The 19,869-nt window shown below is 39.1% G+C and carries 15 protein-coding genes; 10 read left to right on the top strand and 5 right to left on the bottom strand.

Going from position 1 to position 19,869, the window contains the following annotated elements; genetic code table 11:
* Nucleotides 1-1,041 precede the first annotated feature (1,041 nt).
* Both EGN73_RS01135 and EGN73_RS01140 read left to right on the top strand, forming a co-directional pair.
* Nucleotides 1,042-2,307 carry an ATP-binding protein gene (locus EGN73_RS01135; protein ID WP_219286274.1) on the top strand — a complete coding sequence of 422 codons (1,266 nt, stop codon included), beginning with the start codon at nt 1,042-1,044 and terminating at the stop codon, nt 2,305-2,307.
* Nucleotides 2,308-3,556: 1,249 nt separating this feature from the next.
* On the top strand, nt 3,557-4,321 hold the full coding sequence (locus EGN73_RS01140) for a hypothetical protein (RefSeq protein ID WP_219286276.1): 765 nt from the start codon (nt 3,557-3,559) through the stop codon (nt 4,319-4,321).
* Here EGN73_RS01140 and EGN73_RS01145 read toward each other — a convergent pair.
* Complete coding sequence (locus EGN73_RS01145; RefSeq protein WP_219286278.1) at nt 4,304-4,675, bottom strand: helix-turn-helix domain-containing protein; 372 nt, start codon at nt 4,673-4,675, stop codon at nt 4,304-4,306. The two genes, EGN73_RS01140 and EGN73_RS01145, sit on opposite strands and share 18 nt — an antisense overlap.
* 201 nt (nt 4,676-4,876) lie before the next feature.
* Here EGN73_RS01145 and EGN73_RS01150 point away from each other — a divergent pair, with 201 nt between their 5' ends.
* Complete coding sequence (locus tag EGN73_RS01150; RefSeq protein WP_246611410.1) at nt 4,877-5,302, top strand: helix-turn-helix domain-containing protein; 426 nt, start codon at nt 4,877-4,879, stop codon at nt 5,300-5,302.
* Nucleotides 5,299-5,574 (top strand): helix-turn-helix domain-containing protein, encoded by a 276-nt coding sequence (locus EGN73_RS01155; RefSeq protein ID WP_219286282.1) that lies wholly within the window; start codon nt 5,299-5,301, stop codon nt 5,572-5,574. The genes EGN73_RS01150 and EGN73_RS01155 overlap by 4 nt, the downstream gene beginning before the upstream one ends.
* Before the next feature lie 416 nt (nt 5,575-5,990).
* On the opposite strand, the gene EGN73_RS01160 is transcribed toward EGN73_RS01155, so the two are convergent.
* Nucleotides 5,991-7,271 carry a hypothetical protein gene (locus EGN73_RS01160; protein ID WP_219286284.1) on the bottom strand — a complete coding sequence of 427 codons (1,281 nt, stop codon included), beginning with the start codon at nt 7,269-7,271 and terminating at the stop codon, nt 5,991-5,993.
* 211 nt (nt 7,272-7,482) lie between these two features.
* Here EGN73_RS01160 and EGN73_RS01165 point away from each other — a divergent pair, with 211 nt between their 5' ends.
* From EGN73_RS01165 to EGN73_RS01185, 5 genes are all read left to right on the top strand, one after another.
* The gene (locus EGN73_RS01165) at nt 7,483-7,905 is read left to right on the top strand and encodes a helix-turn-helix domain-containing protein (protein ID WP_219286286.1); all 423 of its coding nucleotides are present in this window, start codon (nt 7,483-7,485) and stop codon (nt 7,903-7,905) included.
* A gap of 1,922 nt (nt 7,906-9,827) precedes the next feature.
* A complete protein-coding gene (locus tag EGN73_RS01170; RefSeq protein WP_219286288.1) occupies nt 9,828-11,123 on the top strand; it encodes an OmpA family protein in 1,296 nt (431 codons plus the stop codon).
* Nucleotides 11,124-11,205: 82 nt separating this feature from the next.
* Nucleotides 11,206-12,354, top strand: coding sequence for a DegT/DnrJ/EryC1/StrS family aminotransferase (locus EGN73_RS01175; protein WP_219286290.1), 1,149 nt, complete (start codon nt 11,206-11,208; stop codon nt 12,352-12,354).
* A gap of 12 nt (nt 12,355-12,366) precedes the next feature.
* Nucleotides 12,367-12,954, top strand: a complete 588-nt coding sequence (locus tag EGN73_RS01180) for an acetyltransferase (protein WP_219286292.1) — start codon at nt 12,367-12,369, stop codon at nt 12,952-12,954.
* A gap of 185 nt (nt 12,955-13,139) precedes the next feature.
* Nucleotides 13,140-15,050, top strand: coding sequence for a polysaccharide biosynthesis protein (locus EGN73_RS01185; RefSeq protein ID WP_219286970.1), 1,911 nt, complete (start codon nt 13,140-13,142; stop codon nt 15,048-15,050).
* 1,567 nt (nt 15,051-16,617) lie between these two features.
* Here EGN73_RS01185 and EGN73_RS01190 read toward each other — a convergent pair.
* The 3 genes from EGN73_RS01190 to EGN73_RS01200 form a co-directional block, all read right to left on the bottom strand.
* Nucleotides 16,618-17,505: an HAEPLYID family protein gene (locus EGN73_RS01190; RefSeq protein WP_219286294.1), complete on the bottom strand. Its 888-nt coding sequence runs from the start codon at nt 17,503-17,505 to the stop codon at nt 16,618-16,620.
* Between the two features lie 117 nt (nt 17,506-17,622).
* Nucleotides 17,623-18,888, bottom strand: coding sequence for a hypothetical protein (locus EGN73_RS01195; protein WP_219286295.1), 1,266 nt, complete (start codon nt 18,886-18,888; stop codon nt 17,623-17,625).
* An 88-nt stretch (nt 18,889-18,976) separates the two neighbouring features.
* On the bottom strand, nt 18,977-19,327 hold the full coding sequence (locus tag EGN73_RS01200) for a hypothetical protein (protein WP_343207066.1): 351 nt from the start codon (nt 19,325-19,327) through the stop codon (nt 18,977-18,979).
* Nucleotides 19,328-19,480: 153 nt separating this feature from the next.
* Here EGN73_RS01200 and EGN73_RS01205 point away from each other — a divergent pair, with 153 nt between their 5' ends.
* Nucleotides 19,481-19,867: a DUF983 domain-containing protein gene (locus tag EGN73_RS01205; protein ID WP_219286296.1), complete on the top strand. Its 387-nt coding sequence runs from the start codon at nt 19,481-19,483 to the stop codon at nt 19,865-19,867.
* Nucleotides 19,868-19,869: the final 2 nt, after the last annotated feature.

Here is a 19,869-nt window from a genome sequence, read left to right on the forward strand (position 1 = left end):
ATTGATGGATACTTATGGATATTGGACCAATTCAATCCTTTCTATCAGAGCGAAGCTGGGCCGTCCCTACAGGACGGAATAGACCCTCAACCTTTATTTTTTCTACCAATGGGTTGTGCCTCTGGCACAAGGGGTAAGGAAAATTATAGCCCCATGGGGGCTACCTGTTGGTAGCCATGGGTAAGGCGCTAAACCACCTTTTTATTACCACAAACCATTAAGCGCCGCAACCCATGGTCATCGTAAATCAAAGGCCATTGCACGGCCGAGGGATAAGTGGATAAGAGATAGAGGATTGTGAGCCGTGGGTGAGAAGAGGCGAATACGGAGGGGATTGTTTAATTGATGAGGGGTAGGTTGTTAAAAGTTAATTGTTAAAGGTTAAGCGAATTTGTTAGGCAAGAGAGAGCTGTTAGTGGAGACACTAACAGGGGCCGTAGAAGGCTGGGTCTTCTAAATCAAGTGATTATTGATGGGTAAAAGAGAGGAATGCTTCACCTTGTCATGCCGAGTTATTAAAATTGACATTTACAGAAAGGGAATGACAGTTGGTGTACGTCATCCTGAGATTTTAACATTTAGGGAATGTTCAGAAAGGATAATGACAAAATTACGCGTCATGCTGAGCGGAGCTTGCGGAGTCGAAGCATCTCCCACATGGTAGGAGATTCTTCACTGCGTTCAGAATGACGGTAGCGGTTCGTCATGCTGAGCGGAGCTTGCGGAGTCGAAGCATCTCCTAAACAATGGGAGACTCTTCCTTCGTCAGAGTGACGTGTCGCCCCGATCGATGTCAATGGTAACGCAGTGAGGCATCTGATTTCCTCCAAAAGCGAAGCTTTATCTGTGTAGATCTGTGCCATCTGTGGTTATTTTTAATTGTTATTCGGGGGTGCCAATTTCCGTCGCGCTTTAGCCGGCGGTCTGGCTCATGGGGATCAGTCCTCCTTCGACTTCAGTCGAATTTAGCTCTTGATAAAATTGTTCTTTCTTAAAGAATAAATTTGATTAAATTTGTTTGTTATAAAAGAACAATTAAAAATGCAGTCAGACAATCTCAAACAAATATTGATAGATCAAAAGGATAATTTCAATCGAAAACGTCCATTGATTGAAAGGGATATAGATTTGACCACTTTTTTAAAGACTGTTCAGGTCGTAGTGATAGCGGGAGTGCGACGCTGTGGCAAATCTTCCCTGCTATATCTGATTAAAGAAAAACTTGAACTGGCTGAACAGGACTATTGCTATTTCAACTTTGATGATGAACGTATTATACCCCAAACTTCAATACTTGATCAGATTTATTTGGCGCATCTAGAGCTTTATAAAACCGAACCTGTCTTTTTCTTTGATGAAATTCAAAATGTACCCAATTGGGAAAAATTCGTGAACCGGATCCATGAAAAAGGTCTTAAAGTTTACGTGACAGGTTCAAATGCCAACCTATTAAGTTCAGAAATTGCGACAAGCCTTACAGGAAGAAACAAGACCATTACGTTATTTCCTTTTTCTTTTGCAGAGTATCTTAAGTGTAGGGGGAAATCTATAGATGTCAAAAAAGTATCTTCCAAAGCAAAAAGTATGATCCAAGGGGAGTTTCAAGAGTATATGAAATTAGGAGGCTTTCCATTGGTGGTCCAGGAAGAGGATCTAGAACTGCTTAATCAATACTTTCAAGATATTTTGTACAGGGATATAATTGCCCGTTATAGAATTTCTCAAGTAAATGAGCTGAAGCAAATTGCACTTTACTTAGCTTCTAATTCTGGGAAATTATTTTCGTATTCCACACTGCAAAATATTGCCGGTGTGAAGAGTACCAGTTCAGTTAAAAGTTACTTGGATTATTTAGAGCATTCATACTTGTTTTTTTACTTAAAAAAATTCGATTACTCTGTCAAAAAGCAGATTATGAATTCCAGAAAGGTTTATGCTATTGATCCCGCTGTGTGTAACCGGCTTGGATCTAGGTTTTCAGAAAATAAAGGAAGAATATTGGAAACGATCATCTTCCTCCAACTGCTTAGAATGAAGCGTGAGGTGTTTTACCACAGTGGTAAAAAGGAATGCGACTTTATCGTGCAAGAGGGACTGGAAATTACATCAGCAATTCAAGTTGCTTATGAATTGAGTGACATTAATGTAAAACGTGAAGTAGATGGTTTATTGGAAGCTATGAAAGCTTATGGTCTTGAAAAAGGTGTTCTAATTACGGCTGACAATCAGTTGAAAGGCGAAGAGATTCCAGATCAAATTGAAGTAATTTTAGCTTGGAAATGGTTAATAGACAATACTATTTCCTAAAGGCGCCAGTAATTTGAGCGATTGGGGTACTAGGTGATATTAATGGATATTGGTAGATATTTTTGGATATTATTTCTAAATCATATCGTCTTCCAAAAGCGAAGCTTGATCTGCGGAGGAAAAGGTTTAATTGTTTAATTGATGAATTGATGAGGGGGAGGTTGTTGAGGGTTAAATGAAAAGTAGGAAGGATCAGGGATGAGGCCTGTCCGACTGGTCATCCGGGCGGATACAATTTACGAGGGGCAGAGCTAAGAGATGTTAAAATGTATTAGGGAACGGGTATTTTGGAATATCGAATTTCGAAAAATGAATATCGAATGATGAAGTTGTTAGTGATTAGTGAAAAATGATTAAGGGTTAAAGGTTAAGCGTTAACCGAATTTGATGGGCAAGAGAGAGGAAGGCTTTGCCTTGTCATGTTGAACAAAGTGAAACATCCGGTTTCATCCAAAAGCGAAGCTTTATCTGTGTAGATCTGTAAGATCTGTGGTTATTTTTTTTGATAATGGGGGGTGCCAATTTCCGCCGTGCTTTAGCCGGCGGTCTGGCCCAAGGGGATCAATCCCCTTCGACTTTAGTCGAAAATCTGCGAAAATCACCGCGATCTGCGGGAGAAAAAAGTGAAGAGTGAGGAGTGGATAGTGAATAGTGAAGAGTGAGGAAGGAAGGATGAGGGAGGAAGGATGATTGAATAGTGAGTAGTTAAGAGTTAAAAGTTAAGGGTTAAACGTTAAAAGGGGAGGCTTGCCTTAATCTGGTTGCCACATTTCCTAAATGGATAATATTGAATTTTGAATATCGAACAATGCCCGCCTGCTTCGGGCAGGAATAATGAAGTAGGGATCTCATCTTATGTCTAGTGTCTTATGTCTAAGGTCTTTCTTCTTCAAACTCCGGATTACAAATCCTATTTATCTGAACTTCGGAATTACAAATCCCGAAGAGCGGGATGAAGTAGGGATCTCATCTTATGTCTAGTGTTTTATGTCTAAGGTCTTTGTTCTTCAAACTTCGGATTACAAATCCATTTTATCTGAACTTCGGAATTACAAATCCCGAAGAGCGGGTCTTATGTCTAGCGTCTTATATCTCTAGATTCTCACATCCCTAATAGCACTGTATAAGCATCTACTTAGATACATATTTAATACTGCTTTATTACGTGTGTGATACGGAGTTAATACTGATTTGTATTGTGTAAATTATAGATTATCATTATTTTAAAGCCAATAAAACCAATAGAAAGATGGCAAAGCAAACCGGACCTTTTAACCTTGAAGGAACAATGGGAAATGTAATCTTCTACAAGAGAAATGGTAAGTATTATAGCAGGTCAAAAGGAAGCCCCAGCAGGAAAAAGTTAAAACATGGAAAAGAATTTGAAAACTCCAGAAGGGTAAGTTCTGAATTTGGACATGCTTCAAAATTCGCCGCAAAGCTTTCCCGTTCCTGTGTTGGCTTGCTCAATCCGGGTAGGCATGACGGCCTGCACGGAAGAATGACGGCGAGTTTGCAGAAAGTGCTTCAAACGGATCCTATTAGTGAATATGGGTCCAGGAGACTTCGCTTTGGTAATCTGGATTTGATAGTAGGCTTTGATTTTGAAGCAACTTCTGTGAAGAGGCTGTTAGGAAGCTTTCCGGCTGTAAGGCATCAAGGCCAAATTGCTCAAATAAACTTTACCGGGACTAAAAGCTTGGTAAAAAATTGCATTCCAGCAGGGGCAACCCATTACCGGGTGGATTTTGTATGCTGCAGGATGAATGAAGTCAGCGCAATAACCGCAAATAAAAGGTATGAAGGGAAGGCTTATGATATAGAAGCTTCTCTTGAGCTCATTGGAATGCTGGAACTGGACTTTGGCAGCGAGCTTCAGGAAGAAGAAGTCCTGTTTATTGTTATGGGAATTGTTTTTTTGCAGGAAGTAAATGGGAAGATGAATGAGCTGGTTGGAAAAAGAGCTGTTGGGGTTTTGAAAGGAATTAAAGGAGATTTATTTGCCAGCCGTTAAAATATCTTTGATAGATTGGTTCAAACTCAAAATGCATTCTAATAGTTGAAGCACAGTTTGATTACAATCATTCGAATGAGCAGGGTCTGATTTTAAATTGATGCTTGTTGAGCATTGATTCAGGCCCTCAAGAAGCTTTTCGGGGTTGGAAAAAAGGATATGAACCGGATCAACTTCTAAGAACTCCGCGACATTTTGGATAAAATCAATGGTGATCTTGGTTTCACCTCGCTCGTATTTGGTATAAGCAGCTTCTTTGATACCCAAATGATCGGCTACTTCAAGGGCTTTTTTCTGCCTTAAATTCCGGAATTGGGATATGTTCCTTCCAACGGTCTGATTGTCCAAGGTCATACAGTTAAATTTTAAAAATACCCATACCTTCAATCTTTAAAAGCTCTACTAATCTTATTGATCTGCTGTGACTTTGAAGAAAACGTAGTATCTTTAATTGTAAGAAATTTGTTACAAGTTTTTGAAAAAATTGATTTAAAGGGGTCAATTTTTCTGCTATCTGAGTAAATTAAGGTGAAGTTTAGTCCAAATATTACTAGTATGGTAAAAGCACAGAAAATTATTCGAATTTTAAGAGAGTCAAGAGACTTCTCTCAAGAATATGTGTCCAATGTTTTAAATATTAGTCAAAAAACTTATTCAAACTTAGAATCAGGGAAAACTAAATTGACTTTAGAAAGAATCCAACAATTGGCAGAGTTTTACAATGTAAAGGCAGATTATTTTTTGTCAGAAGACTTACCGATAATTAATTACAATACAGGAGAATACAGCAGATCTATCATATCTCCAAATAAATACAATGAAATCACGAAGAATAATTCTGAATTTTATGAAAGAATAATAAAGGAAAAAGATATTCAAATTAGTAATTTAATTAAGGAATTAGAATCTTTAAAAAAAGATAAGGAGGAGCTTTTCTCGATAATAAAAAATATTAATAAAGTAGGGAAACATATACAATGAGAAATACACTTTTAAAAAAATTACGTGAAGAGTTCAAGTATGATATTGACTTAGTGGCCGCAAAAATAGACCTTACTGAATCAGAATATTTGGAGATCGAAAATGGTATAAGGAAATTAGATATCCTACAGGCCGCAAAACTTGGTGATCTATATGACATCAATCCTAGCCACCTATTGGAACTTGCTGAAAGTATCAACTATAATATCGGGAGCTATAGTAGGACTATTTATACCGATAATTACATTGAATCAAAAGAAGAGAAAAATTAAGTAGTTGAAATAGAATTAAAGAATGCCAAAAAGTTGAGTTTAATAATGACAATTTAATTTTTGTAATTTCCTGCTTAAAAATTAAAGCACCTATTCTGTTTTATATGTTTATCCGGATCTTTGCACGTTGAACTTTAAGAACCAAACCCTCATCTGTACTTCTAACTGTAAATTGAAACTTTGGAGGGTAGGCTGAATTTTCCCGTACGTACGGGAGGCCAGCGCAGGCCTTGAGCGTGGATAGGATTCGAAATTCTTGATTTTTTGGCTACTTTTTCATCAAAGCCTGTCCCGAAAATCGGGAGAAAAAGTAGCTTTATATTAAAATCTTGATTAGAATATAGCAGAATGAACTGGTTGAATACAATAAATGGCTAAGTGATTTGGATACTCATACTGTTTTATTACAAACCCTCTCAAAAATCAATAATTTCATACTTTTCTTCCAGTTTATTCATAAAACTCTCGAAGTCACCTGCATAGTGTGGCTTTAATACAGCCAATTTGTTGCATGTTTTTCTAAAGAAGGATGTCAATAAGTAGTCATTGAAACTGCCTAAGAGGTACTTGTGCAGCCAATTTGATTTTGGCCTTACAAAAAAAGCCAGGTCTGGATAATATAAGGTTTTTAGTTTTCCATTGATCTTAAAGGCCAACTCTATCTGGAAATAATCTCCTTTGTCTATTCTTTTGATAACCAACTGAGGTCTTTCTTTTTTGAACTCACATGGATTCATCCACGATCTATTGGGTTTCCTCTTTAAATTTTTCAACCCCATAGTATAGGCAAAGTATAAATGCTTTTGAGATTGGATGAGCTCATAGGCATGGTGCCATAATATGAAAAGTTTTTTTCCGTTTTCTAACTCCTCTTTATTTGGAACAAATTTATCCTTCCAGCCTACGTTACTGACAGGTGCCAATTCCCGCATTTTAAAACAGATGTTTGTGAGCAGTTTTTGATTTTGACTTAGAATCAGTTCACTGCTATCATCTTCACTCAAATGAAAAGGAGAATAGTACTTGATTTTTTTTCTGTCTTTGGTAAGAATTCCAAGGAAAGGCACTAAAAATGGATAGTGATTGGAATGAATAGAACTCAGGTTTGTATCCGCTAAGGCAAATCCCATGACCTTGTCAGTGATTGGCAGTTCTTCCGGTAAGCTATTGAGAGGTTTGCCAGCTTTTGGAACTTCCTGATCATGCTGTAATTCTAGCAAGGTATCTCCTGGTTTGTAGAATGATGGGTATTTAGGTTTTAAGTTGATGTCAAACCCTCTTCGATCATTGAAAATTTTCAAATACTTACTCCTTCCGGTATTGGGATCAAAGAAATCAGGCCAATAGTACTCTTTAAAGTTGGCTGTCTCAGAATAAACCATTTTGCCTAATATGGCATAATATGCATACCTGCTTAAGTAGGTTTGGTCTGTATCAAAATTACAACTCACAAGAAGCTCTTCCCTTGTAACTTTTAGATAGACTAGTTTTTTTGGTTCATCCGGCACCTTCACTGAAACCGTGAGTAATTCATTTTTAAAGCTCAATATTTTTATTTCAATTTGATAGAAGTTAGCAGGCTTTCTGAAATTTGAATGTGCATTCAATGTATTTAAAGAAAGTCGAAAAGTATTTTTTTCAAATGGTAGCCTGAAGAACCTCTTTTCATCGATATTTTGAATTTGCTGTTGATCCATTTTACTTTCATTTATTCAGACACCCAATTTTGGGAAACAGCATGGGATAAAATATTCTAAAACAGCATATTGTAGTTAAAAATGTGAATATATTATTCCGATTTTCTAGGGTATAAGCAATAAAATATCTTTGTTTAACTGAGTAATTCGGTTTTTTTTAATGGACACATCCAAGAGAAATCATTAACTTAGTCATACATAAATCAGCACCATGAAAGAAAGCATTCATCACGGAAGAAATATCAAGCGTTTTAGAGAAATGATGGGTATCAAGCAAGAGGTATTGGCCATTGAACTGGGAGAGGACTGGACTCAAAAAAAGGTCAGTATTCTGGAGCAAAAAGAACAGATCGAGGAGGAATTACTCCGCCAAGTAGCAGAAGTGCTCAAAGTTCCTGCTGAGGCCATCAAGAGTTTTACAGAGGAGGCAGCTTTCAATATTATATCAAATACATATAATAATGAAAGTAATGACCAATCCACATTAATAGCCAGCTCAGTAAATTATCAGCCTAATTTTAACCCTTTAGATAAGTTGATTGAAGTATTCGAAGAAAACAAAAAGTTGTACGAGCGCTTGCTGGAGTCCGAGAAGGAGAAGGTGGAGCTGTTAAAAAAGCTGTTGGATAAATAAGGTGAGAGGAGGGAGGGGAGAGTGAATAGTGAGGAGTGAAGAGTGAAGAGTGAAGAGTGGAGAGTGAGGAGTGAGGAGTGGAGAGTGAAGAGTGAGGAGTGGAGAGTGAGTAGTGAATAGATTTACGAGTTACGAATTACGATTTACGAGGGGCAGAGCTAAGAGATGTTAAAATGTATTAGGGAACTGGGTATTTTGGAATATCGAATTTCGAACAATGAATATCGAATGATGAAGTTGTTAGTGATTAGTGAAAAATGATTAAGGGTTAAAGGTTAAGCGTTAAGCGATTTTGATAGGCAAGAGAGAGCTGTTTGTGGAGACACTAACAGGGGCCGGAAGGGCCGTCCCTAGAGGACGGAATAGACCCTCAACCGTTATTTTTTTCTACCAATGGGTTGTGCCTCTGGCACAAGAGGATTTTAGATTGTTGATTTAAGATTCTAGATTGAAAAACACATAACAACCAATTCCCCATCATGAACAAATTGGTGCGGTATCAACTGATCCAATTCATCAAACCCACTCCTTGCCTCTACGTGCCTCCGTGGCAAAAATTGGCCTCAGTTTTAAGATTACTAATCCACATCCCTTCTGCGGGAAAAGGTTTAATTGTGTAATTGTTTAATTGATGAATTGATGAGGGGGAGGTTGTTGAGGGTTAAATGAAAAGGAGGAAGGATGAAGGATGAGGGATGAGACCTGTCCGACTGTTCATCAAGGGGGGGAGGAGATGGAGTGGAGAGTGAGGAGTGAAGAGTGAGTAGTGAATAGTGAGGAGTGAATAGGTTTACGAGTTACGAATTACGATTTACGAGGGGCAGAGCTAAGAGATGTTAAAATGTATTAGGGAACTGGGTATTTTGGAATAACGAATTTCGAAAAATGAATACCGAATGATGAAGTTGTTAGTGATTAGTGAAAAATGATTAAGGGTTAAAGGTTAAGCGTTTAGCGAATTTGATGGGCAAGAGAGAGCTGTTAGTGGAGACACTAACAGGGGCCGGAACTGGATATTGGTGAATACTTATGGATACTAAACAAATACATCATTTCTTCTTAAAAGCGAAGCTTTATCTGTGTAGATCTGTAAGATCTGTGGTTATTTTTAATTGATAATGGGGGGTGCCAATTTCCGCCGTGCTTTAGCCGGCGGTCTGGTCCATGGGGATCAATCCCCTTCGACTTTAGTCGAAAATCTGCGTCATCAGCGTGATCTGCGGGAGAAAAAAAGTGAAGAGTGAGGAGTGGATAGTGAATAGTGAGCAGTGGATAGTGAGTAGTGAGCAGTGGATAGTGAATAGTGGGTAGTGAACAGTTAAAAGTTAAACGTTAAATGGGGAGGCTTGCCTTAATCTGGTTGCCACTTTTCTTCATGGATAATATCGAATTTTGAATATCGAACAATGAATAATGAAGTAGGGATCTCATCTTATGTCTAGCGTCTTATGTCTTATATCCTATTTTACGTCTTCAAACTTCGGATTACAAATCCATTTTATCTGAACTTCGGAATTACAAATCCCGAAGAGCGGAATTACAAATCCCGAAGAGTGAAGGAAAAAACTCAAGGGTTGGCGAAGTCCCAAATCTAAAATCTAAAATCTAAAATCTAAGGTCTAAGATCTAAAATCCAATTTAATGTTGCTCTTTCTGTCTTCCGCAAGGACCTGAATGGGCTGTGAATTGTAATTCGGTACCTGTTTTTTGCATGTCACAAATTTGTTCTTAGATTTGTTTGCAAAATCACCCCAACATTGCATAGCGGCTAGTAATCATGTGACACAGAATCAAATTGGTTGTTATCCACACAGGTTTAAACATCTTTGGGTAAGCTAAAATCATGTTGATTCTCCCGATTCCATACAAAGTCACTTCCATATCCAAAGCAATTTAGGGGCTTGAAAACTAAAATTTCAATGATGAAAAATTTCCTATTAGCAGTATTGTGTTTGGTAAGCGTCAGTTTTGGGGTACAGGCACAAGAGGATTATAACAGATGGTCTTTGGAAGTAAACGGAGGGTTCAATAAACCTATGGCGCCTTTAACTCCTGGTTTTTTAAGTCCGACACTGAACTTGGGGCATGTGGGTTTCGGTGCAAGGTACATGTTCAATGAAAAATTTGGGCTTATGGGAGATGCCGGTTTTGGGAGGTTTAGGGAAGCAAGAGGGAATTCCCCTGAATTCGTCACGGATTATGCCAGGTTCAATGCACAGGGGATACTCAATTTAGGGAGATTGTTTGAATTTGAATCATTTACCCAAAGACTTGGATTACTATTTCATGCAGGTCCTGGAATCGGCTGGTTTACCAATGATGATAGGCCTACTTTGGATTTCAACAGAGACTACCTTTACCATATAAGCGGAGGATTTACAGGACAGGTTAAACTGAATGAAAGGTTTGCTTTGTTAGGGGATATCAGCGTTCACTTCAACGGCAGGCAGCGATATACTTTTGATGGAAGAAGTTTTATTATTCCTCCTTTAGCAGAACCTGATGATATAAGGTTGGCCCACACGACGGGTACTTGGTGGACTGGTACTTTAGGCTTGGCCTATTACCTAGGGAAAGCAGATACCCATGCAGACTGGTATTTGCCGGGTGAAAAGTATGCTACAAAGGAAGAATTGGCCGCCCAGATGGGAGAAATCAGAAATATGCTAAAAGATTCCGACGGGGATGGAGTGCCGGATTATATAGACCAGGAACCCAATACTCCTGCTGGAGCAAGAGTAGATCCACTAGGAAGGACATTGGATTCCGATGGTGACGGAATTCCGGATCACTTGGACAAGTGCCCATTTGTGCCGGGGCCAGCTTCTAATGATGGCTGCCCCATAGATGAAGTGGAGGAGATTGACTATTTTAAGAAGGCGATCAATGAGGGCTACCTCAACGTTTATTTTGCCTTTGACTCTTCCAGGCCTTTGGCTTATTCCACTTCAGCTGTAAGTTTTGTTTCGAATTTTCTAAAAAGAAATCCGGGTGTTAATATCAAGGTAAAAGGTTATGCAGATGAACTTGGCCCGGAAGACTATAATATGAAACTTTCAGAAAAGCGTGCAAAATCAGTGGTAGATTTGTTGATAGCGACTGGTATTGCAGAAGCTAGAATAAGCCATCAGGGTTACGGTGAAGACACTTCTGTAGACAAATCCTCAGCAGAGGCCAGACAATTGGCAAGGAGGGTCAGTTTTGAGGTAGAGAATTAGGTTATAGTATGAAGTTTTCGCTTTTGGGCTTGTTTGCTACTTAAAAGTTTATGTTATTTAAAGTGCTTAAGCCCAATAATTAATGAAAGCACCCATTCTATTGTCTGCGCCTGTATTTGATGGCAGGGAACATGAGTATATTCAAAAAGCATTGAATACAGGTTTTATTGCTACAAATGGGTCCTTTATTCCAAAATTTGAGAGGAAACTTGCATCCAGGCTCAAAACCCATCAGGTATCAGTTGTTAATTCCGGCACTTCTGCCCTGCATTTGTCACTGATTTTAGCAGGTGTATCCAAAGGAGACGAGGTTATTTGCCAGTCATTTACATTCTGTGCTTCTGCCAATCCTATTTTGTATTTAGGAGCTGTTCCTATTTTTGTAGACTCAGAGGCTGAAACCTGGAATATATGCCCGGAAATTCTTGAAGATACGATTTTAAGCCGCTTATCTAAAGGTAAGAAGCCAAAAGCAGTTGTTGTGGTGGATCTTTTTGGTATGCCCTCCAAGTACGAGGATATTTTAAAAATCGCAAATAGGTATGGAATTACTGTTATTGAAGATGCTGCTGAAGCAGTAGGGTCTACCTATCACGGCAGGCCTTGTGGCGTTTTTGGGAACATTGGAGTTTTCTCTTTCAATGGGAATAAGATTATTACTACAGGTGGAGGGGGAGCAATCGTATCTTCTGATACTGAGGTGTTGGCCAAAGCCAAATTTCTTTCCATGCAGGCAAGGGAAGATTTTCATTATTATGAGCACAATGAGGTAGGCTACAATTACAGAATGAATAATATGGCTGCTGGAATAGGTTTGGCACAAATTGATAAGCTTGACCAAAAGATCAGTAAAAGAAGGAGCATATTCCAAAGATATCAGGAGATGTTAGGTAATTGTAATGGGATAAGCTTTTTGGAAGAGCCTGATGGGGTATTTTGTAACAGGTGGTTGACCAATATATTAATTGATGAGGAAGTCACAGGGTTTAGTAATGATGATATCCGGAAGAGATTACTGGAAATGAAAATAGAAAGTAGGTTTTTGTGGAAACCATTGCACATGCAGCCTGTTTTTCTTGATTTTCCTTATTATGGAGGAAATGTTTGTTCTAGCTTATTTTATAAGGGTTTGTGCCTTCCTTCCTCCGAAAATCTGTCTTTGGATGAGCAGGAAATGATTGTTAAGGTTATTTTAAAGCAATATAAAGTCAAAAGGAGTATTAGGATTTGATGAATTGCAAGAATGGTTATAGTTGGAGCTTCAGGGCACGGTAAGGTGATATTTGAAATTGTAAAGGGCAGGGAACCTGTTGAAGCATTTTATGATGATAGCCCTCCTTGTCAATTTTTGTTTGATGTTCCTGTTAAAAAATTGGATATAGAACTTTGGACGAAGAAAAAAGCTGGAATAGTGGCCATTGGAGATAATTCAAGCCGTGAAAGAATTGTCAAAAGAATCGGGAATAAAATGGATTTTGTGAACATAATTCATGATTCAGCAATAGTATCGGCATATGCTCAGATTGGGGAAGGTTGCGTGATGATGGAAAGAAGCATTTTAAAGGTTGGTAGTGAATTAGGGAACCATGTGATTGTTAATACTGCTGCTTCTATTGATCATGATTGTATTCTTGGAGATTTCGTTCATATAGCTCCGGGCGCCATATTGTGTGGAGGAGTTTACATTGGCAAGGGAACATTGGTTGGAGCAGGGTCAGTGCTTTTGCCAGGAATAAAGATCGGAAGTAGGGTGGTGATTGGGGCTGGATCGGTGGTTCATAAGGATATTTCTGATGGTTTGAAATGGATCGGGCATGGCTTGGCAACTTGAGTTAAAGATGGATAGGAAAAGCTAAATTTTGCTTTTCAAAGTCTTTTTCCCTTTAAAAATCCATTTTCTTCCCCGAAACCTTAAATAAAATTAGCAAAAAATAGCAATTAAGCGAATACTTACTAATTTTGTTTTTTATTAGGGTGTTTAGGTTAAAACTTGTGTGATATAGAAAAACTTTTACTATAGATTTTTTAAAGAAATTGAAAATTTTGCCGCGGTGGATTATTGCAGCATTGGATTCTGTAATCATGTACCAAGCGGCCTTTTTTGGATATTTAGTAAGATTCAATTTTGAGCTGGACCAAGTAGAGGAGAATTCAGCATTCACAGGGAGTTTGGTTTTTATGTTGGGCGGAGTCTTGGTGATGCTCAATACCAAAAGTTATGAGGGTATAGTCCGCCATACAGGATTTAGAGATGGTTCAATAATTTTTAAAACTATCTTTTTCAATTTTCTATTGTTTTTATTTATCAATTTATTCAGTGAAAGTTTTGTGAGCAATAGGTTTGTAATCCCGACCTCTGTTCTGATTGTAGCTTCCTTGACCTCCCTGTTTTTGTTGATATTTTACAGGCTTTTGGTTAAGGAGTTGTTTGTATACGTAAAAAACTCAGTTGCTACAAAGGACCTCAAAGTCGGAGTAATCTTCGGAGCTGGAGAAGCTGGAATTATTGCTCAAGATGTAATCAAAAGGGATAGTAAATCCCATTTTGATACCATTGCTTTTTTTGATGATGATCCAAAAAAGGAGGGGAAAATCATTGATGGGAAGAAAATTTATAGAGGGCTTAAAGAACTGGAAAATTTTGTCCGCAATCACGGAGTTACGGAATTGATCATTGCGGTAAGGGATATTTCGGTTCAAAGAAAACGGGAAATTATTGATGAATGCCTCAGACTCAATGTGCATGTCAGTATCATACCTCCTATCAATCAATGGATCAATGGAGGACTGAATGCCGGGGCCATACGGGAAGTGAAGATTGAGGACTTGTTGTCCCGTGAGCAGATTTCATTGGATAATCCGAAAATTGAAGAAGATATTAAAGGGAAGATTGTTTTGGTCACCGGGGCAGCAGGTTCCATAGGAAGTGAGCTTTGTAGACAATTGGTGCATTACAGGCCAAAGTTGTTGGTGATGGTAGATCAAGCAGAGTCACCTCTTTATGATGTAGAGCAGGAATTGAAGGAAATGAACCTGCTTACTCCGAGGAAAGTGATTTTAGCGGATATCCGTAACAAGAAAAAAATGAAGATGCTCTTCAAAGAGCTAAAGCCTCAGGTTGTGTTTCATGCGGCAGCATACAAGCATGTTCCAATGATGGAGAATTATCCTGAGGAATCGATCAAAACAAATATTTTAGGAACCAAGATTTTGGCGGACCTATCTGTTTTGACGAATGTTGAAAAGTTCGTTTTTGTATCTACAGATAAGGCTGTCAATCCGACCAATGTCATGGGGGCTACTAAAAGGGCTGCAGAGATGTATGTGCAGTCTTTGAATAATTTTCTGGAAAATCATCATAGGAAATTCCATACAAGGTTTATCACGACGAGATTTGGGAATGTATTGGGTTCCAATGGATCTGTAATTCCATTGTTTAAAAAGCAGATCATGAAAGGTGGTCCCATCACGGTGACCCATCCTGAGATTACGCGTTATTTTATGACCATTCCTGAAGCCTGTCAATTGGTTTTGGAAGCAGGTATAATGGGTAAAGGAGGCGAAATATATGTCTTTGATATGGGGCAGCCCGTAAAAATCCTTGACCTGGCTAAGAAAATGATTCAGTTGAGTGGAAAAAAGGTAGACGAAGATATTAAAATTGTTTATTCTGGGTTAAGGGAAGGGGAGAAGCTTTATGAGGAATTATTGAATGATTCTGAAACTGTAAAAATCACCCATCATCCTAAGATCCAGATAGCTCAGGTTTGCTCCAAAGACTATTATAAGTTGGAGGGTCAAATTGAATTGTTTTATGAGCTTATAGAAAAGAACTCAGAGAATGAGTTTGTAGCCCATCTTAAGACCCTTGTTCCCGAATTTATCAGTAATGCTTCCAGGTTTGAGGTTTTGGATAGGATGAATTGAGTAATTGTTGAATTGATTAACTGATGAGGGGGAGGTTGTTAAGGGTTAAATGAAAAGGATGAAGGATGAGGGATGAAGGATGAGGCCTGTCCGACTGGTCATCCGGGCGGATACAATTTACGAGGGGCAGAGCTAAGTGATGTTAAAATGTATTAGGGAACTGGGTATTTTGGAATATCGAATTTCGAAAAATGAATACCGAATGATGAAGTTGTTAGTGATTAGTGAAAAGTGATTAAGGGTTAAAGGTTAAGCGTTAAGCGAATTTGACGGGCAAGAGAGAGCTGTTAGTGGAGACACTAACAAGGGCTGTAATTATCACCACAACCCTCAAGCCCTGTAAGGGCGCAGATATTATAGCCTCGGGTTTCAACCCGAGGATCGAAAGCGGTAAGGTGAAATTGTTTTTGGCCGCGGGAAGATCAATGGTGAATTAAGGTTTTCGCCAAAAACAGGGAAGCGGAATTAGTTAATAGTTAATAGTTAAGCTATCCCCTTTAGTCTTATGTCTAGCGTCTTGTGTCTATTGTCTTTTTTCTAGCTTCTTCAAATCAAGGATTGCAAATCCATTTCATCTGAACTTCGAAATTGCAAATTCCGAAGAGCGGGTTAGTGAAAAGTGATTAAGGGTTAAAGGTTAAGCGTTAACCGAATTTGATGGGCAAGAGAGAGGAAGGTTTTGCCTTGTCATGTTGAACAAAGTGAAACATCCGGTTTCATCCAAAAGCGAAGCTTTATCTGTGTAGATCTGTAAGATCTGTGGTTATTTTTAATTGATAATGGGGGGTGCCAATTTCCGCCGTGCTTTAGCCGGCGGTCTGGCTCATGGGGATCAGTCCCCTTCGACTTCAGTCGAAATCTGCGAAAATCACCGCAATCTGCGGGAGAAAAAAAGTGAAGAGTGAGCAGTGGATAGTGAATAGTGAAGAGTGAGGAAGGAAGGATGAGGGAGGAAGGATGATTGAATAGTGAGTAGTTAAGAGTTAAAAGTTAAGGGTTAAACGTTAAAAGGGGAGGCTTGCCTTAATCTGGTTGTAACTTTTCTTCGTGGATAATATCGAATTTCGAACAATGCCCGCCTGCTTCGGGCAAGAATAATGAAGTAGGGATCTCATCTTATGTCTAGCGTCTTATGTCTATTGTCTTTTTTCTAGCTTCTTCAAATCAAGGATTGCAAATCCTGTTTATCTAAGCTTCAATATCTCAGTTCATCAGTTACACAATTCATCAGTTACACCATTCCTACCTAGGGCGTGCTGAAAAACGCCAACTGGAGAATAAATGCTTTAAATTTTGATGTATACCCCGTTTGTCAAGTATTTTCTTTTTAAGCAGGTGCACGCTTATTCAATGATATAGCTTGATTTCCGTGCTCCTTAAAATTTCAAAATTCGAAATTTTAAGGCTAGTCTCAGGCATACCATCTTCTTCATTGGGCTCACTCGAAGTATAAGCATACATCTTCATTCGCCCGCTTTGAATCTGGCATACCTGAGACTTTTTCAGCAAGCCCTACCTAAGTCAGGCAAACACAAAATCATTAGAAATAACAAAAGAACACCTGTTTTTAATGGAAAGTCCTGAATCCGGGTTCGTAGATGATCCTGACAAATGAACTGAGGCTCTCTCCTGGTTTGCGTAGTGGTATTCCGGTCACAATGCCCACCATGAGATTCTCCGCCAAGCCTACCCGCATCTGAGGACGCAGAACAGCCTCCAGTTTGCCGTCATGAAGTTCCTTGTTTACTTCCACGCCGATGAAATTCCGGGTACCGGTAATCATATAATGGAAATTGCTGTGGATTTCGTAGGTAAACTCTCTCCTCAGATTGAACTCTTTTTCTATCCTCGGTCCGGTATAAATCAAGGTATGGTAATTCAATCCCCATCTCTTGGCTGCCACAAAGAAAGGGTTGTATATATTCCCCTTAAATAATTCAGTGGACCCCAGTCTATTGAGGTCAACAAACTCAAATTCGTGAATGTATCCCAAAGCCAAGGTTGTCTTTGCTTTTTCAGATACCAGAAATGACCATTGGGTGGCAAGTTTCAAGGACTCAATCCTGTTGGCAGGTCTTGTGATATCGGAGGCTACGTCTCCACGGGCTGTAAATATGGTAACCGGAACTTCAATTTCGAAACCCAGCCTATCCACTGGAGCCCACTCGTATTCTACTAGTGCCTCGTATTTGTTAAAGTCTCTTTTGTCAAACATGCCCAAACCTACGTTCCATTCCTTTTCCCCTTTACGCGCTCCGAGGTCCCGGATCAGGTCAATATACAAGGGCTCGGCATGAAGAATCTTGGGTTTGAGCTTTTCCCCTTTAGGTTCTTCAATTTCTGCAATAAAAATGCTGTCCAAAGACAGCCTTTCCATTCTTAAGCTGTCACTTTCCTGTGCCTGAAGGGACACAAATACCATAAGTGCAGTCAATGTAGTCAGTAGTTTTTTCATTGTTGGTTTTAAATGAACGCGCAAAATTGATAAAATTTCGGTAACTGAAAACATTGAACTGCATCAATATTTTTTTGTTATCCAGATGCTTTTTACTGCTTGGACTTTCCAAAGGTTTTAGAAAATCAATCCTATTCCAAGTTCTACCCTGTCAGCTTCAGGAATTATACTTTCCGCAAGATTTTTCCTGAACTGATAATTGGCTTTGAACACCAGATTCTTCCTTGGACGCAGGTTGGCACCTAAACTGATGATCTCCAGGTTTTGCCTATCAAAGGCCCTGTTTTCAAAGCTACTTGCCACTGATGCATGGGTATCCAGCCTTTCATACCTGACCCATACGGGTAGTTTCCAATCTTTATTGCTTTCCAAAACAGACCAAAGATCCCATCTGAATTCTCCGTAATAACCGAAAGTCTCTTCGCCTATTACCTGGTTGTCAAATTCAAATATCCGGTCAGTTTGGGAAGTACTTCCTCTCATGGCCAAGCCGAAAACGGAGAAATTACCCCAATCGTACCCGGCAAAAACAGAATACAGAGAAATACTTGGAGAAAAGGATTGACCTGAAGGGGTTTCTTCCCCACGGCTGCCATCCCCATAGTAACCTGCAACTCCCAATTTGATATCTTCATTACCTACATATTCCAGCTTACCATTGGCGGCCCAAGCTCTCGGAATTTCCAGTCCATGGTACCTTCCCCTTCTTATCCAAGTTCCCTCTACCATATTTGACGCATCCAGGCCCTTGGTCAATCCAATGTTGTACTCTAATTGGTTTTGAAGGAAATTACCATAAAACATCACCCCGGTCTCCAGCCACTGGGTCGGAAGTATGATACGCTCTGTCTCCGGTCTGTTGACCGAGTAAAAAGCAATAGGCTCTTCATTGATATTGGTATAGCCTACCGGGATGGGGTAGTTACCAACCCGGACATTAAAGGATGGGTGGAAAAGATAATCAAACATCCACTCAAAATTCAGCTCGGTTCCTACTTCCCTAAATCCATCATGCAGCAATTCTCCCTGAATCTCGGAATTGAAGATAAAACGGTCGGTAATTTTATACCCGAAATAGAAACCGAATCTGTAAAGATTGGTGTAGTAAAGTTCGATGTCATCTCCACGGTTTCTTTCTCCCAAATAAGAGACGGAATTGATTTCAGTAAATCCCGCAATAGAGTACCTGCGGTCAGCGGAATAGATTTTGGATGCGGCGTTAGCCAGTCCGGGCTGTTTGATATATTTAAGCTCCTCTATCAGTCCTTTGTTGGAGATGGAGTCGTTTAGTTCTTCTACTTCTTGGTCTATGGTATTTTCCTGAGCACTTAGATAAAATGGAACAAGAAAGAAAACCATGCCCAAAAGGAAATTTATTTTCATTGGTCTGTTGGTTTAATTTTAAAGAGAAAATCAGACAGCTTTAAAAGGCCTGTCGATCTACTTTAATGTGTAAAAAGATCATTAAAAATCAGACCTGACGGGGAGGGGGTGAATCGTTTTCTTTAGAAATGGATTCAAAAACTGCCAAATAGTGGGGATTGACAGCATTCAGAGAAATCACAAAAGAAGGAAGTGAAGATACAGAAGCGTATTCCAGATGAAGTTTGATATCTGAAAATTTCTTTTTCTCGTGAGGTACTTCCGTATCGGGAATAGTCTCCTCATCCATGTCGAATACATACTCCAACACCAATTCGGCCAATGAATCAATGGGGTCGTGGTGTTCCAATAAGGGAGAGTCAATGACAGAAGCATGATAAAAGTTGGCAGACAGGTTGATAAAGTTTATCAGCAACAGATAAACCATCAGCTTACTCACAATATTTTTCCTCAATCTTCCTAACACATTACAAAAATAGCAAAAATGGTGCAAAGCACCCAGTTCCAGAACTTTTCTAATGGTATTTTAATTGTATGATTAGTCACAGACAAAGTCGTTTTTTCCGCTAATTTTGAATTTCAATCTATTCACATGCAAGAAGTAAGTCTTAGTTCGGCAATGGTCCAGGCCAAATGTCCAAGGTGCAGAAAGGGAAACCTGTTTAATGTATCCGTATTCAGTTTTTTAAAATTGACCGAGATCAATGGTAAATGTCCTGATTGTGGCGCCACCATCACCCCTGAGCCGGACTTTTTCTACGGTGCCATGTACATCAGTTACGCTTTTTCGGTGGCTTTGATGGTCACTGTTTTTATAGTACTCAATTTCTTTTTTGAAAAAGCACCCGTTTCCAGTTATGTACTAACAGTATTGGCTGGCAATATCCTTTTGATGCCCTTGATGCTAAGGTATTCTAAGGTGTTGTATCTCTATGGGTTGGGGAAATTGAAGTATGATCCTAAGGCTTTGGAGAAGTAGGT

The sequence above is a fragment of the Arthrospiribacter ruber genome (assembly GCF_019343195.1).
In the GTDB taxonomy this organism is placed as follows: Bacteria; Bacteroidota; Bacteroidia; order Cytophagales; family Cyclobacteriaceae; genus Arthrospiribacter; species Arthrospiribacter ruber.

Excerpts from the sequence above, each read along its gene's own strand:
- EGN73_RS01160 (WP_219286284.1), bottom strand. The coding sequence starts at position 7,271 with ATGGATCAACAGCAAATTCAAAATATCGATGAAAAGAGGTTCTTCAGG.
- EGN73_RS01165 (WP_219286286.1), top strand. The coding sequence starts at position 7,483 with ATGAAAGAAAGCATTCATCACGGAAGAAATATCAAGCGTTTTAGAGAA.
- EGN73_RS01180 (WP_219286292.1), top strand. The coding sequence starts at position 12,367 with ATGGTTATAGTTGGAGCTTCAGGGCACGGTAAGGTGATATTTGAAATT.
- EGN73_RS01170 (WP_219286288.1), top strand. The coding sequence starts at position 9,828 with ATGAAAAATTTCCTATTAGCAGTATTGTGTTTGGTAAGCGTCAGTTTT.
- EGN73_RS01140 (WP_219286276.1), top strand. The coding sequence starts at position 3,557 with ATGGCAAAGCAAACCGGACCTTTTAACCTTGAAGGAACAATGGGAAAT.
- EGN73_RS01175 (WP_219286290.1), top strand. The coding sequence starts at position 11,206 with ATGAAAGCACCCATTCTATTGTCTGCGCCTGTATTTGATGGCAGGGAA.
- EGN73_RS01150 (WP_246611410.1), top strand. The coding sequence starts at position 4,877 with ATGGTAAAAGCACAGAAAATTATTCGAATTTTAAGAGAGTCAAGAGAC.
- EGN73_RS01145 (WP_219286278.1), bottom strand. The coding sequence starts at position 4,675 with ATGACCTTGGACAATCAGACCGTTGGAAGGAACATATCCCAATTCCGG.
- EGN73_RS01155 (WP_219286282.1), top strand. The coding sequence starts at position 5,299 with ATGAGAAATACACTTTTAAAAAAATTACGTGAAGAGTTCAAGTATGAT.
- EGN73_RS01195 (WP_219286295.1), bottom strand. The coding sequence starts at position 18,888 with ATGAAAATAAATTTCCTTTTGGGCATGGTTTTCTTTCTTGTTCCATTT.
- EGN73_RS01135 (WP_219286274.1), top strand. The coding sequence starts at position 1,042 with ATGCAGTCAGACAATCTCAAACAAATATTGATAGATCAAAAGGATAAT.
- EGN73_RS01205 (WP_219286296.1), top strand. The coding sequence starts at position 19,481 with ATGCAAGAAGTAAGTCTTAGTTCGGCAATGGTCCAGGCCAAATGTCCA.
- EGN73_RS01190 (WP_219286294.1), bottom strand. The coding sequence starts at position 17,505 with ATGAAAAAACTACTGACTACATTGACTGCACTTATGGTATTTGTGTCC.